Source organism: Micromonospora sp. NBRC 110037, from assembly GCF_001652995.1.
Taxonomy (GTDB): Bacteria; Actinomycetota; Actinomycetes; order Mycobacteriales; family Micromonosporaceae; genus Micromonospora; species Micromonospora chalcea.
The window spans coordinates 37,687-51,878 of record NZ_BBVA01000017.1; the positions used below are offsets into that span (position 1 = coordinate 37,687).

Below are 14,192 nucleotides of genomic sequence, written 5' to 3' on the forward strand. Positions count from 1 at the left end.
CCGGTCCACGGGTGACAGGCACTCCCCGGAGTCGTTCTCCGCGGGTGATGCGGCGCGCGTGGATCGAATGGGCGAGGATGGGACGCATGGCGCTGTCCTCCCGCTCCGGCCGCTCCTTTCTGGGGCGGACCGTCGGCACCGGCATCCGCGCCACCCGGCTGCTGTTGCGCGGGTCTCTGCACGGCGGGCGCTGGATGACCCGCCGCGCCGGCACCGCCCGGGCCCGCAGCGCCGGCAACGAGGTGGGCATGGTCCGGCTGTTCGACCTGCACGCCCTCTCCTGCGCCGGCGACACGCTCATCGCCATCGGCCTGGCCGGGACGATCTTCTTCGACGTGCCGCTGGGCGAGGCACGCAACAAGGTCGCCCTCTACCTGCTGGTGACCATGGTCCCGTTCGCCATGCTCGCCCCGGTGGTCGGCCCGCTGCTCGACCACTTCCGCCACGGCCGGCGGTACGCGCTGGCCACCACCATGCTCGGCCGCGCGTTCCTGGCCTGGCTGATCTCCGACTACATCGGCGGCTTCGGGCTCTACCCGGCGGCGTTCGGCGTGCTCGCGCTCTCCCGGGCGTACGGCGTGGCCCGCTCGGCAGCGGTCCCCCGGCTGCTGCCCGAGGGCCTGGGACTGTCCCAGGTCGGGGCGCGGGCGAGCGTCTACGGCACGGTGGCGGGCGCGCTCGTCGCGCCGATCGGGCTGGCCGCGTTCTGGTTCGGGCCGCAGTGGCCGCTGCGGGTCGCGTCGGTGATCTTCCTGGTCGGCATGGTGATCTCCCTGCGGCTGCCGCCGAAGGCCGACTCCGAGCCGCCGGAGCGGATGCCGCACCCGCTGCGCGCGATGCGCCGCCGTGACGGCGAGCGCCCGCTGGGCCGGGGCCGCCCGGCCGGCCGCCTGGTGATCGCCACGCTGATCGGCGCGGCGGCGCTGCGCGGGCTCTACGGCTTCCTGCTGCTCTTCCTGGCCTTCGCCATCAAGGCCGGTGACCTGACCACCGACTTCTTCGGCCGTGACCTCGGCGCCCAGGGCGCGCTGGGCCTGGTCGGCGGCGCGCTGGCCGTCGGCACGTTCCTGGCCACCGCGATCGGCACCCGGCTGCGCATCCACCGGCCCACCGCGCTCCAGTCCAGCGGCACGATAGTGGTGGCCGGCGTGGCGGTGCTCGCCGCGCTGAAGTTCTCCCTGCCCATGGTGGCGCTGCTCTGCCTGGTGGCGGCGATGATGAGCGGGATCGCCAAGCTGACGGTGGACGCCTCGATCCAGGAACGCATCCCGGAGCGGCTGCGGGCCAGTTCGTTCGCGCACTCGGAGACCGCGCTGATGCTCGCGTTCGTAGCCGGGGGCGGGCTCGGGCTGGTGCCGTTCACCGGGCTGATCGGGGTGACCGTCGCCGCCGTGGTGGCCGCACTGGTGGCCGTACGCGGCGTGCTGGTCGCCGGCAAGCTGCGGGGTGAGCACCTGGTCGGCCGGCCGCTCGGCGACGAGGAACTGGCGGCGGAGCAGGCCACCCGGGCCGCGGAACCGGCCACCACCTCGTTCGACGACCCGGCGCCCACGTCACCGGCGCCTCAGCGTGCCGGCCCGCCGGAGGACGACGGGCTCGCGCCGCCCGGCTTCCACATCTACCGGCCCTCCTCATCGGTGGGCGGTTCCGGCGTCGAGGACACCGAGCGGCGCGACCCCCGGGGGCCGGTGGCGTGACCGGGCTGCTCGTGGTCACGGCGGTACCCGCCGAGGCCGAGGCGATCCGCGCCGGCCTGACCGCATCCGCCGCGCCGGACGGGACGGCACCGCCGGACGTGACGGTGCTGCCGGTCGGTGTCGGCCCGGCTGTCGCCGCTGCCGCCACGGCACGGCTGCTGGCGCTGGCCGAGGCGGCCGGGCGGCCGTACCGGGCGGTGGTCAGCGCCGGCATCGCCGGTGGCTTCGTCGGCCGGGTCGCGGTGGGCGGCACGGTGCTCGCCGACCGCAGTGTCGCCGCCGACCTGGGCGCCGAGTCACCCGGCGGGTTCATCCCGGTCGAGGACCTGGGGATGCCCCCCGAGCTGCTGGGCGGCGGCCGGATCGTGCCCGCCGACCCGGGCCTGCTGGCCGGGCTGCGGGCCGCCCTGCCGGGGGCGACTGTCGGCACGGTGCTCACCGTGAGCACGGTGACCGGCACCGCCGCGAGCACGGCGGCGCTCGCGCAACGGCACCCGGACGCGGTGGCCGAGGCCATGGAGGGGTACGGCGTGGCGGTCGCCGCCGCCCAGGCCGGTGTGCCCTTCGCCGAGCTGCGTACGGTCTCCAACCCGATCGGTCCGCGCGACCGGAGCGCGTGGCGCATGCGCGAGGCGTTCGCCGCGCTGACCAGCGCCGCAGCCGCCCTCCACTGATCTTGTCCACCTGTGGACAACCCTGTGGACAACTCGCCGGGCTGGGGACGACGGCCTCAGATAATGACGACGACCTTCGCCCGCGCGTGCTCGGTTTCGAGGTAGCGGATGGCGTCGGGCACCTCGTGGAGCGAATAGGTACGGTCGATGGCCACGGTGAGCCGGCCGGCCTCGGCGTGCTCGCGGAGCGCGTCCAGGTGCGCCCGGCCGGGTGAGGTGGCGAGCGCGACGATGCGCTGCCGGACGAAGGGCGCCGTCAGCCGTCCGCGGGCGAGCAGCCCGACCGGTCCGATGAGGCTACCGCCGCGGTAGACGCCGCCGCCGGAGAGCACGAGCGTCCCGGTCGGCGTCAACGCGCGCCGCAGCGCGCGCAGCGAACGGTTGCCGACCAGGTCGAACACCACGTCGTACCGGCGCCCGGCGCGGGTGAAGTCGTCGCGGGTGTAGTCGACCACGTGGTCGGCGCCGAGCGAACGGACCAGGTCGACGTTGCGGGTGCGGCACACGCCCGTCACCGTCGCGCCGAGCGCCTTGGCCAGCTGGACGGCGAGCGTGCCGACGCCGCCGGACGCCCCGTTGATCAGGACCCGGTGGCCGGGCCGGACCTGCCCGGCGTCGCGCAGCCCCTGGAGCGCGGTGACGCCCGCGAGCGGCAGGGCGGCGGCCTGCTCCGGGGACAGGTTCGCCGGCCGGGGCGCGACCAGGCGTTCGGGTACGCACACGTACTCGGCGAACGCGCCGTCGGCCTCGCCGAGGTCGGCGAAGACGGCGTCGCCGGGACGTATCTGCCGTACCCCGGCGCCGACGGCCTCGACCCGCCCGGCCACGTCGCGGCCACGGATGCGCGCCCGGGGCCGCGTGAGGCCGAGCGCCAGCCGCGACAGCCGGGGATCGCCGCGCATGACGTGCCAGTCGTACGCGTTGAGCGCGGCCGCCTCGACCCGGATCAGCACCTCGTCAACGGCGGGTACGGGCGTGTCGACGTCGGCCAGCGTGAGTGTCTCGGGTGGGCCGTACCGGTCCTGGACGATCGCTCTCATGGTCCCGCTCCCTCCCAGGTGTACGGCGTACACCTCGATGGGACCAGGCTAGGTGTACGCCGTACACCAGTCAAGGCGGATACTGTGACAACCGCCCCCCGGGAAGGCGAGGAACCACATGCCGAAGCAGGCGGAGAAGGTGCGCCGGGCACCGCTGAGCAGGGACCGGATTCTGCGTGCCGCCGTCGCGCTCGCCGACGGGACCGGCATCGAGTCGCTCAGCATGCGCAACCTCGCCCAAGACCTGGGCGTCGTGCCGATGGCGCTCTACAAGCACGTGGCGAACAAGGACGAACTGGTCGACGGCATGATCGACGTCGTGGTCGCGGAGATCGATCCGCCGGAGGCCGGTGACTGGAAGCAGGCGATCCGGCGGCGCATCCTCTCGGCGCGACAGGTGCTGCTGCGCCACCCCTGGGCGCCGCTGGCGATCGAGTCCCGCAGCACGGCGACGCCGGCCGTGCTGGCGTACCTCGACTCCACCGTCGGGGCGCTGCGCGCCGGAGGGTTCTCCACCGACCTCGCCCACCACGTGATGCACGCGATGGGCAGCCGGCTGCTGGGCTTCAGCCAGGAACTGTTCGACGCCACCCGGCAGGCCGGCCGGTCCGGCGCGACAGTGCCCGAGCCACCGGCCGACCTGCCGCCGGAGATGGCCGCCCGGTTCCCCAACCTCGCGGCGATCGCCACCGCGGCGTCGCACGACGGCGACTCGGTCGTCGGGCCGGGCTGCGACGACCAGTTCGAGTTCGAGTTCGCGCTGGACCTGCTGCTCGACGGCATCGAACGGCTGCACCGGAACGGCTGGACGTCACACCGGACGCTGTGACGGGCGGCCCGGCCCCCGGGGTTACGGTGGGGACGTGGCGCTCTCCCTGGCGATCTCCCCCTGCCCCAACGACACGTTCGTCTTCGACGCCCTGGTGCACGGCCGGGTGCCCGGCGCGCCGCCGGTCGAGGTGACCTACGCGGACGTCGACGTCACCAACACGGCCGCCGAGCGGGGCGCGTTCGACCTGGTGAAGGTCAGCTACGCGGCGCTGCCCTGGCTACTGGACGACTACCACCTGCTGCCCTGCGGCGGCGCGCTCGGCCGGGGCTGCGGCCCGCTGGTGCTGACCCGCGGCGACCGGACCGACCTGTCCGGCGCGACGGTGGCGGTGCCCGGCGAGCGGACCACCGCGTACCTGCTGTTCCGGCTCTGGGCGGCCGACCAGGCGCCGGCGCGCATCGAGGTGGTGCCGTTCCACGAGATCATGCCGGGCGTGGCCGCCGGCCGGTACGACGCCGGCCTGGTGATCCACGAGGCGCGCTTCACCTACCCGCGGCACGGGCTGACCGCGCTCGTCGACCTGGGCGAGTGGTGGGAGGGCGACACCGGGCTGCCGATCCCGCTGGGCGCGATCCTGGCCCGCCGGGGCGCTGTCGACCCGGCCGAGGCCGCCGCCTGGATCCGCGAGTCGGTACGCCAGGCGTGGGCCGACCCGGCTGCGAGCCGCGAGTACGTCCTCGCGCACGCGCAGGAGATGGAGCCCGACGTGGTGGACCGGCACATCGGCCTCTACGTCAACGAGTTCACCGCCGACCTGGGTGAGGCCGGCTTCGCCGCCGTGAAGGCGCTGCTGGGCCGGGCCGCCGACGCCGGGCTCGTCCCTCAGACCTCCAGCTCGCGCGCCACCGCGTGGACCAGCTGAGCGATCTTCTGGGAGGTCTTCCGATCCGGGAAGCGACCCCGGCGCAGGTCCGGCTGGACCTTCGCCTCCAGCACCTTGATCATGTCTTCGACCAGGCCGTGCAGTTCCTCGGCCGGCCGGCGGCGCAGCTCCGCCACCGAAGGCGGCGCCTCCAGCAGCTTGACCCCCATGGCCTGGGCGCCCCGCCGGCTGTCCACGACGCTGAAATCGACCCGCTGGCCACCCTTCAGGTCGGCGACACCCGCCGGTAGCGCGCCCTTCGGCAGGAACACGTCGCCACCCTCGTCACTGGTGACGAACCCGTACCCCTTGGCGGCGTCGTACCACTTCACTCGACCCGTCGGCACCTGTTGAACCCCGCTCCACTCGAACCGTCTACCCCTCCAAGGCTAGCCCGATGATCCGGTCCAGCGCCCTCGGGAATTCGACGAGATCATCAAGCACCAGGTACGCCCCGGCCTCGGTCAGTTCGTCGGCCGAGCACGGGCCGGTCGCCACTGCCACTCCTGGGATTCCCGCAGCTCGCGCGGCGGCCATGTCGGCCACGTGGTCACCCACGTAGAGCGTCGCGCCGTGTTCGCGCAACGCGACCGCCTTCTGCTCGGCGAACACGTCCCCGGCCAGCTCGTCCACCGGTAGCCCGAGGTGGTCCAGGTGCAGCTTCGCCAGCCGGCCGATCTTCGCGGTCACCACCATCGTCCGGCCGCCGCGCGCCTGCACCGCGCGCAGCGCGGCCTCCGCGCCCGGCATCGGCACCGTCGGAGTGATCGCGTACGCCGGATACAACTCCCGGTAGAGCGTCACCGCCTCCTCGATGCGCTCCGGCGGGAACCAGTGCGCCAGCTCGGTGCGCAGCGGCGGGCCCAGCCGCGACACCGCCAGATCCCCGTCCACATGCACGCCGGTCCGCGCGGTGAGCGCCCGGAACGCGGCGGCGATCCCGGGGCGGGAGTCGACCAGTGTCATGTCGAGGTCGAAGCCGACCATCAGCGGAGGCATGCCGAGAACCTACCCAGCGGGCTAGCGTGGTACGACGATGACCACCTCACTCGCCGACCACCTGCGGGCCCTCCCCGACGAGTCCCTCGCCGCGCTGCTCCAGCTGCGGCCGGACCTCGTCGTACCGGTGCCGGCCGACGTGTCCGCCCTCGCCCTGCGCGCCCAGTCCCGGGTCTCCGTGGCCCGGGCGCTCGACGGGCTGGACCAGTTCACCCTCCAGATCCTCGACGCCGCCCGCCTCACCCGCGGCCCCGAGGGCGCCACCTCCACCGACCAGATCCTGGCCATGGCCACCGCCGGGCCACGGCCCCCCGCGCCCACCGCGGTCCGCGCCGCCGTCGACCGGCTCCGGGCCCGGTTCCTGCTGTACGGCCCCGAGCACGACCTGTGCGTGGCCGGGGGCATCGACGAGGTGTCCCCGTACCCGGCGGGGCTGGGCCGGCCGGCGGCGGAGCTGGACCCGCGCGTGGCGGCCCTCTGCGCGGACCCGGCGAAGCTGCGGCGGACGCTGCTGTCCGCCCCGCCCTCGGCCCGCGCCGTCCTGGACCGGCTCGCCGCCGGACCGCCGGTCGGCACCGTCGCGCCGGGCGCGTTGGAGGCCCCCGCCACCGGCGCCGAGGACGTGCTCCCGCCGGACCTGGTGAACGGCGGCGCGCCGACCGGCTCCCCGATCCGCTGGCTGGTCGAGCACCGGCTGCTGGTGCGGATGTCCGGCGGCCGCAACGGCACCGTCGAGCTGCCCCGCGAGGTGGGGCTGGTGCTGCGCCGCGACTCCGGCCCGCTCGGCCCGCTGCGCACCAGCCCACCCGTGGTGTCCGGCCCGCCCCGCGAGGTCAAGTCCGCCGACTCGGCCGGGGCCGGGCAGACCATGGAGGTGGTCCGGCACACCGAGGCGCTGCTGGAGGCGCTGATCGTGGAGCCGGCCCCGGTGCTGCGCTCCGGCGGCGTCGGCGTCCGCGACCTGCGCCGGCTCGCCCGTGGACTCGGGCTGGACGAGACGACCACCGCGCTGCTGTTCGAGGTCGCGTACGCAGCCGGGCTGACCGGTGAGATGGAACTGACCGGCGCGGCCACCACCCGCTACGGCGGCGACCAGCAGATCCTGCCCACCGGCGGGTACGAGGTGTGGCGCGCGGCGTCGCTGGCCCAGCGCTGGGAGCAGCTCGCCCGCGCCTGGATGTCGATGCCCCGCCAGGCCGGCCTGATCGGGCAGCGCGACGACCGGGACCGGCCCATCTCGGTGCTCTCCGCCGAGGCGGAACGAGCCGGCGCGCCCGCCGCCCGGCGTGCGGTGCTCGCCGTGCTCGCCGACCTGCCGGCCGGCACCGCGCCCACCCCGGACGAAGTGCTGGAACTGCTGGACTGGCGCGCGCCCCGGCGGGCCCGGGGGCGGGAGACGGCGCACCGGGAGGTGCTGGCCGAGGCGGCCTCGCTGGGCGTGACCGGGCTCGGCGCGCTCACCACGTACGGGCGGCTGCTGCTCGCCGAGCTGACCGACGCCGACGAACGCGGCGACGACCCGCTCGGGCTGCGCTCCGACGCCGAGTCGGGCGACCCGTCGACCACCGTCCGCGCGCTGGACGGGCTGCTGCCCGCCCCGGTCGACCACGTGCTGGTGCAGGCCGACCTGACAGTCGTGGTGCCCGGCCCGCCCGACCCGGCGCTCGCCGCCGAACTGGACGTGGTGGCCGAGCACGAGTCGGCGGGCGGGGCGAGCGTGCACCGGGTCACCACGGGCAGCATCCGGCGGGCGCTGGACGCCGGCTACACCGCGGAGGACCTGCACGCGCTGTTCCGCCGCCGGTCCCGTACCCCGGTGCCGCAGGGCCTGACCTATCTGGTCGACGACGTGGCCCGCAAGCACGGCGGGCTGCGCGTCGGGTCGTCCGGCGCATACGTGCGCAGCGACGACGAGGCGCTGCTCACCGAGGTGCAGGCCGACCGACGCCTGGAGCCGCTGGCGTTCCGCCGGCTCGCACCCACCGTGCTGGTCACGCCGTACCAGGTCAACCGGATGCTCACCGCGTTGCGCGACGCCGGGTACGCCCCGGTGCCCGAGGACGCCAGCGGAGCGACGGTGCTGGCCCGGCCGAAGACCCGGCGGGCGCCGGCCCGTACCGGGATCGGCCGCGCGGTGGACCCGCTCGCCACGCCGAAGCTGCCGATGCCCCGTCTGCTCGGCGTGGTGGAGCAGATCCGCCGGGGCGACGCGGCGGCCCGGGCCGCGCGGCGGGCCCCGGCGGTGGTCCGGGGCGGCGCGGCGGCGGGCGGTCCCGCCCCGGTGCCCGGTCACGGTGACGCGCTGGCGGTGCTCCAGCAGGCGGTACGGGACAAGGCGCTGGTCTGGGTCGGCTACGTCGACGCGCACGGGGCGACCGCGTCCCGGCTGGTCCGGCCGGTGTCTATCGGCGCCGGCTACCTGCGCGCCGAGGACGACCGGACGGAGATGCTGCACACGTTCGCGCTGCACCGGATCACCGCGGCCGTGCTGGAGGAGTGAGGCGTCACTCCCCGTTGCGGCGCAACGTGCCCACCACCGACACGGCCAGCAGCAACGCGAACGCCGCGCCGGCCGACTCGCCGACCGAGTCCACGAAGCCCTGCTGCTGCACCAACAGCCCGAACAGGAACCAGCCGAACACCCCGACGGCGGCGGCCGCGTAGCCGAACAGGACCGCCGTGGGCACCTCCTGCTGCTGCGTCCGCTCCTCGTCGGGAAGCACGTCCTGGTCAACGGTCATGGCAGTCCCTCCCCGTCCCGGCTTGGACCCGGCTTCCAGAGTGGCACCTGCCGGACCGGGCGGACAGGGGTTAAAACCCTGATCCGGGCCGTCCGGTCACGGGTGAGGGCGGGTTCCGGGCCGGTTCAGGTGCCGGGGCGGCGGCCGATCACCACCACGCGGGTGCCGACCGAACCCAGCTCCCACAGGCGTACCGCGTCGCGGTGCAGCAGGTTCACGCAGCCGTGCGAGCCGATCGCGCCGTTGTGCAGGTATGTCGTGGTCTCGTGGAAGCCGATCCCGCCGTTGAACTGCTGCCAGTACGGCAGCCACACCTCGTACGGGTTGGACCACTCGCGCGGGTTCTTCCGCCCCACCGAGTACGTGCCGGCCGGGGTGGCGTAGCCGGACATGCCGGTGCGGGTCACGGTCGGGCCCATCACCACCTCGCCGCCGCGCATCGCCCAGACCGTCTGCCGGGTCAGGTCGACGCAGAACGTCAGCCGGGAACCGGCCTTGCACCGCGCGGTGTCGGTGGCGGCCAGCCGCTTCGCCACGTCGTACGTGGTGGGGCCGGCGCGACCCGAGGACGGGCTGATGCCGTACCGGACCTGGAACTTCTTGATCGCGGCGCAGTCGGCGGCGGACTGCTCGCCGTCCACGGTCAGCGTCCCGAAGCCGCCCAGCCGGGTCAGGTACGTCTCCACGGCCCGCTGGTGCTCGCCCTGCGGGCACCCGGCGGACGCGCTCGGCTTCGGCCCGGGTTTCGTCGTCTTCGTCGCCTCCGGCGATCGGGAGGGTTTCGGCGAGGCCGTCCGGCTCGGCTGCGCCGACGGGGACGTGACCGGCTGCTCCGGCGTGGGCGACGCGCTCGCCCCCGATGCTCCCTCCGTCAGCCCGACCGGGCCGGGGGTGCTCCCCCCGGCGCCGTCCGCCTGCGGATCGAGCGCGCAGGCGCCGACACCGACCAGCACGACCACCGCCAGGGCGGTGACCCGGGCGAGAAACCGGACACGCTGCATGGGCCCTCCCTGGACAGTCGTCCCGCTTGCTAGACGTGTGGGACGAGTATGACGTTGCCTGTCCAGCCGGACTTTTTTGCGCAGCCCTCCGGCGTGCAACACTGGTTGGTCGGCCTCCGGCAGGTCAGCCGGGGTGCGGCGGGGTTCCGGGCAGCGGGGTTCCGGGCGATGCGAGAGGACGCTGGCGTGAGCGGTGGACCACTGATCGTGCAGTCGGACAAGACGCTCCTACTGGAGATCGACCACCCCGACGCGCAGGCGTGCCGGATGGCCATCGCGCCCTTCGCCGAGCTGGAACGCTCCCCCGAGCACGTGCACACGTACCGGCTGACGCCGCTGGGCCTGTGGAACGCGCGGGCCGCCGGCCACGACGCCGAGGGCGTGGTCGACTCGCTGATCAAGTACTCCCGCTACCCGGTGCCGCACGCGCTGCTGGTCGACGTGGCCGAGACGATGGACCGGTACGGCCGGCTCCAGCTCGCCAACGACCCGGTGCACGGCCTGGTGCTGCGCGCGCTGGACCGGGTGGTGCTGATCGAGGTCGCCAAGAGCAAGAAGCTCGCCGGCATGCTCGGCGCGAAGCTCGACGACGACACCATCGCGGTGCACCCGTCCGAGCGGGGCCGGCTCAAGCAGGCGCTGCTCAAGCTGGGCTGGCCGGCCGAGGACCTGGCCGGGTACGTGGACGGCGAGGCGCACCCGATCGAGCTGGCCGAGGCCGGCAAGGACGGCGGCAAGCCGTGGACGCTGCGGTCGTACCAGCGGGAAGCCGTCGAGGCGTTCTGGGCCGGCGGCTCCGGCGTGGTGGTGCTGCCCTGTGGCGCCGGCAAGACGCTGGTCGGCGCGGCGGCCATGGCCGAGGCGAAGGCGACCACGCTGATCCTGGTCACCAACACGGTGGCGGGACGGCAGTGGAAGCGGGAGCTGATCGCCCGCACGTCGCTGACCGAGGAGGAGATCGGCGAGTACTCGGGCGAGCGCAAGGAGATCCGCCCGGTCACCATCGCCACGTACCAGGTGCTCACCTCGCGGCGCGGCGGCGCGTTCACCCACCTGGACCTGTTCGGCGCCCGCGACTGGGGCCTTGTCGTCTACGACGAGGTGCACCTGCTGCCCGCGCCGATCTTCCGCTTCACGGCGGACCTCCAGGCCCGCCGCCGGCTCGGCCTCACCGCGACTCTGGTACGCGAGGACGGCCGCGAGGGCGACGTGTTCAGCCTGATCGGCCCGAAGCGGTACGACGCGCCGTGGAAGGACATCGAGCAGCAGGGCTGGATCGCCCCGGCGGAGTGCACCGAGGTACGGGTGACGCTCACCGACGCCGAGCGCATGGCGTACGCGACGGCGGAGGCCGAGGAGCGCTACCGGATGGCGGCCACCGCCCGCACGAAGCTGCCGGTGGTCCGCGCCCTGGTGGACCGGCACCCGGACGAGCAGGTCCTCGTCATCGGTGGGTTCCTCGACCAGCTGCACCAGTTGGGCGAATACCTCGACGCGCCGATCGTGCAGGGCTCCACCACGAACAAGGAACGCGAGCGGCTGTTCGACGCGTTCCGCTCCGGCTCGTTGCGGACGCTGGTGCTCTCGAAGGTCGGCAACTTCTCCATCGACCTGCCCGAGGCGGCTGTCGCGATCCAGGTGTCCGGCACGTTCGGCTCCCGGCAGGAGGAGGCGCAGCGGCTCGGGCGGGTGCTGCGCCCGAAGGCCGACGGGCGGCAGGCGCACTTCTACACGGTGGTCTCCCGGGACACCATCGACACCGAGTACGCCGCGCACCGGCAGCGCTTCCTGGCCGAGCAGGGGTACGCATACACCATCGTGGACGCCGACGACGTGCTCGGGCCGACGCTGCCGACTGTCGACTGACCGGCGCGCGGCCGGGCGGGCCGCCGTGGTGCGGCCCGCCCGGTCTCGCGGTCAGCCCTTGCCGCTGGCGCGGAACGCGACCCAGGCGTCGCTCATCCGGTCGGCCTGGCCCGGGGTAAACATGTTCATGCAGGAGTCCTGCGTGTAGTCCATGAAGTTGTGGATCGGGTCCAGCCCCGGCGCGGTGCAGGTGTCCGCCCCGATCGGGCAGTTGAACTGCGGCGCCGCCTCACGCGGCGTGTCCGCCACGAAGTCGCCGGACGCGGAGCAGCCGTGCGCGAACGTGTGCTCCAGCATCAGCCAGTGCCCCACCTCGTGCGTGAGCGTGTCACCGAGCGCGTACTTGCCGGCCGTACCGCCCGGCATCGACTCGTCGAGCATCACCACGCCGTCGATGTAGTCGCGGCCGTTGTTGTAGCCCTTCGGGAAGTACGCCCAGCCGAGCAACCCGTCACCGATGTTCGCCGCGTAGACGTTCAGGGTGCGGGAGTCGCCGGTGTAGAGCGCCTTCTTCATGTCCCGCTCGTTCTTGCCCGGCACCACCGTGTACCAGGTGCTGTTGACGGTCCACGTGGTGTCGACCAGCGAGAAGCGGAACGGCGTGTCCGAGGCGTCGGCCGCGGTACGACCCGCGAACGAGTCGTTGAGCACCGTCATCTGCGCCGAGATGAGCGTGTTCCAGCGGGCCTTCTCGGCCGCGCTCAGCTCGTGGTCGGAGATCATGTGGAAGATCGTCGGCACGGTGACGCTGCCGTTGGCGAGGCGCGGCGAGTCCTTGATGACGCCGTACGCCTTGGCCTCGTTCGTCGAGTAGAGCGCGGGCTCCTTGGCGGTGGCGCCCTCACGTACCCGGGCGGCGCTGTGCGTGTCGGCGCCTGGCTCGCACTCGGCGGCGGCGGGAGAGGCCGCCGTGGCCGCGACGGGGGCTTCGCCGGCGGTCAGGAAGGCGGCTGCGGCAGCGACGAGCACTGCCAGGTGAATCGTCGGTTTCCTGTGCATCGTTGCACCTTTCGGAAGGCATGAAAGGAGTACCGACGCGGGGTTGTCAAAGCTGCGGATCGATGACGTCGTCGTCCCGCCATAAGACCACGTCAATGGGCATCGGCAACAGTCCCCGGCAGGGACCGCTCCGGACGGGTCAGGCGGCGCTCAGCTTCCTCAGCAAGTACTGGTTCAGGCTCATGCCTTCCTCGGCGGCGTGGATGGCCAACTCTCGGTGCAGGCTCTCGCCGACCCGCAGGTTGAACTTGCCCGAGTACCTGCGCTCGGACAGCGGCTCAGCGCCGCCAGCCCGCGCAGGAATCGCCTCCCGCGTCGGGTCAGCCACGCAGGTAGCGGGCGCGGCGGCCGAAGTCGCGGAAGCCGAGCCGCCGGTACAGCCCGGCCGCCGGGTTGTCGTCGTTGACGCAGAGCCACGCGCCGTCCGTGCCCGCGTCGGCGAGGCCGCGCAGCACGCGCTCCACCAGGTACGCCCCGACCCGCCGCCCGCGCCAGTCCGGCACGACGCCGACCTGGTCGATCCAGTTGTCGAGCACGGTGACGAAGCCGGCCGCCGTGCCGTCCGGGCCGCGCGCGAGCAGCGTCAACTCCGGCCGGAAGTCCTCGTCGTCGCGCAGGTCGCCCAGCCACTCGTCGGCCTCGGGCTCCACGAATCCGGGCCGGTCGGCGAACGACGCGCGGTAGGTGGCGAACAGCTCCGGCCCCAGCGTGGCAGGCTCCACTGTGACGCCGTCCGGCGCGGTGACCTCGGGCAGCGCGTCGAGGTCGTGCCGCAGCACCCACTCCAGGAACGTCCGCGTGTAGCCGCGCTTGGCGAACAACTCCTCCGCGCCCGCGTTCCACGTCTCCGTGGTGACCAGCAGTCCAGCGTCGCCGGCGTGCTTCTCCGCCCAGTCGAGCAGCGCGCCGCCGAGCCCGCGCCCGCGCCACGCGGGGTGCACGAGGCCGGTGGCAGTGGCCGGCGTCCGCCCGGCGCCGACCCCGACGGCCGCGACCAGGTCGCCGCCGGACCACGCCCCGTGGGTACGCGCCTGAAGCAGCCGCGCCCGCACCAGCGGGGTACGCCCGAACAGCGGCAGCCCGCCGTCAGTGGCGAGGCACGCCTGCGCCAGGCCGGTCAACGCGGGCAGGTCGTCCTCGCCGACTTCCCGCCACACAAGCGCACCCGTCCCGCCCACGCCCACTCCCGTCCCCCGCCCGACCCAGCACTCCGACGCAGTAGGCCAAACCCCGTCCCTCACGGTCAACCGGATTCCCCACCCACCCACCCCCGCGTCGATCTTGGAGTTGTGGCGCCTCAGATGCCCGCTTCGCGGCTTACGCGAGGCACCACAACTCCAAGATCGGCGCGAGCGCGTGGGCAGCGCCGAAGAGGGCCGCGCGCGACTACCCCCGCGCGCCCGCAACATGAGACGAGCGTTTCGCTCGCTGGGACTCGCGGAGATCTTGGAAGGAGAGGGCCCTCATGACGACTGTCATGT

Annotated in this window: 14 protein-coding genes; 6 read left to right on the plus strand and 8 right to left on the minus strand. The window is 73.8% G+C overall.

From position 1 onward, the window contains the following. Positions 1-86 precede the first annotated feature (86 nt). Complete coding sequence (locus A4R25_RS29630; protein ID WP_064448809.1) at positions 87-1,697, plus strand: MFS transporter; 1,611 nt, start codon at positions 87-89, stop codon at positions 1,695-1,697. Further along, on the plus strand, positions 1,694-2,371 hold the full coding sequence (locus A4R25_RS29635; protein WP_064448810.1) for a futalosine hydrolase: 678 nt from the start codon (positions 1,694-1,696) through the stop codon (positions 2,369-2,371). The genes A4R25_RS29630 and A4R25_RS29635 overlap by 4 nt, the downstream gene beginning before the upstream one ends. Before the next feature lie 56 nt (positions 2,372-2,427). Here the strand turns inward: A4R25_RS29635 and A4R25_RS29640 are convergent, their stop codons facing one another. Beyond that, entirely contained in the window at positions 2,428-3,411 is a 984-nt protein-coding gene (locus tag A4R25_RS29640) for an NAD(P)-dependent alcohol dehydrogenase (protein WP_064448811.1), read from the minus strand. Positions 3,412-3,529: 118 nt separating this feature from the next. Between A4R25_RS29640 and A4R25_RS29645 the strand changes: the two genes are divergently transcribed. Both A4R25_RS29645 and A4R25_RS29650 read left to right on the plus strand, forming a co-directional pair. After that, entirely contained in the window at positions 3,530-4,240 is a 711-nt protein-coding gene (locus tag A4R25_RS29645; protein ID WP_064448812.1) for a TetR/AcrR family transcriptional regulator, read from the plus strand. Positions 4,241-4,274: 34 nt separating this feature from the next. Next, the gene (locus A4R25_RS29650; RefSeq protein WP_064448813.1) at positions 4,275-5,105 is read left to right on the plus strand and encodes a 1,4-dihydroxy-6-naphthoate synthase; all 831 of its coding nucleotides are present in this window, start codon (positions 4,275-4,277) and stop codon (positions 5,103-5,105) included. Here the strand turns inward: A4R25_RS29650 and A4R25_RS29655 are convergent. Further along, positions 5,066-5,452, minus strand: a complete 387-nt coding sequence (locus tag A4R25_RS29655; protein WP_030503574.1) for a cold-shock protein — start codon at positions 5,450-5,452, stop codon at positions 5,066-5,068. The genes A4R25_RS29650 and A4R25_RS29655 overlap by 40 nt on opposite strands. A 28-nt stretch (positions 5,453-5,480) precedes the next feature. After that, entirely contained in the window at positions 5,481-6,104 is a 624-nt protein-coding gene (locus tag A4R25_RS29660) for an HAD family hydrolase (protein ID WP_030503575.1), read from the minus strand. A gap of 37 nt (positions 6,105-6,141) precedes the next feature. On the opposite strand from A4R25_RS29660, the gene A4R25_RS29665 reads away from it, so the two are divergent. Then, positions 6,142-8,604, plus strand: a complete 2,463-nt coding sequence (locus A4R25_RS29665) for a helicase-associated domain-containing protein (RefSeq protein ID WP_064448814.1) — start codon at positions 6,142-6,144, stop codon at positions 8,602-8,604. Positions 8,605-8,608: 4 nt separating this feature from the next. Here the strand turns inward: A4R25_RS29665 and A4R25_RS29670 are convergent, their stop codons facing one another. Continuing rightward, positions 8,609-8,845, minus strand: a complete 237-nt coding sequence (locus tag A4R25_RS29670; protein WP_030503577.1) for a hypothetical protein — start codon at positions 8,843-8,845, stop codon at positions 8,609-8,611. 125 nt (positions 8,846-8,970) lie between these two features. Further along, the gene (locus tag A4R25_RS29675) at positions 8,971-9,846 is read right to left on the minus strand and encodes a L,D-transpeptidase family protein (RefSeq protein ID WP_064448815.1); all 876 of its coding nucleotides are present in this window, start codon (positions 9,844-9,846) and stop codon (positions 8,971-8,973) included. Between the two features lie 186 nt (positions 9,847-10,032). On the opposite strand from A4R25_RS29675, the gene A4R25_RS29680 reads away from it, so the two are divergent. After that, the gene (locus tag A4R25_RS29680; RefSeq protein ID WP_043327178.1) at positions 10,033-11,712 is read left to right on the plus strand and encodes a DNA repair helicase XPB; all 1,680 of its coding nucleotides are present in this window, start codon (positions 10,033-10,035) and stop codon (positions 11,710-11,712) included. A gap of 51 nt (positions 11,713-11,763) precedes the next feature. Here A4R25_RS29680 and A4R25_RS29685 read toward each other — a convergent pair whose 3' ends face one another. From A4R25_RS29685 to A4R25_RS29695, 3 genes are all read right to left on the minus strand, one after another. Beyond that, a complete protein-coding gene (locus A4R25_RS29685) occupies positions 11,764-12,711 on the minus strand; it encodes a zinc metalloprotease (RefSeq protein WP_064448816.1) in 948 nt (315 codons plus the stop codon). A 139-nt stretch (positions 12,712-12,850) separates the two neighbouring features. Beyond that, positions 12,851-13,039, minus strand: coding sequence for a toxin-antitoxin system HicB family antitoxin (locus A4R25_RS29690; RefSeq protein WP_064448817.1), 189 nt, complete (start codon positions 13,037-13,039; stop codon positions 12,851-12,853). Further along, positions 13,032-13,889 (minus strand): GNAT family N-acetyltransferase, encoded by an 858-nt coding sequence (locus tag A4R25_RS29695; RefSeq protein WP_064448819.1) that lies wholly within the window; start codon positions 13,887-13,889, stop codon positions 13,032-13,034. The genes A4R25_RS29690 and A4R25_RS29695 overlap by 8 nt, the downstream gene beginning before the upstream one ends. Between the last annotated feature and the right edge of the window lie 303 nt (positions 13,890-14,192).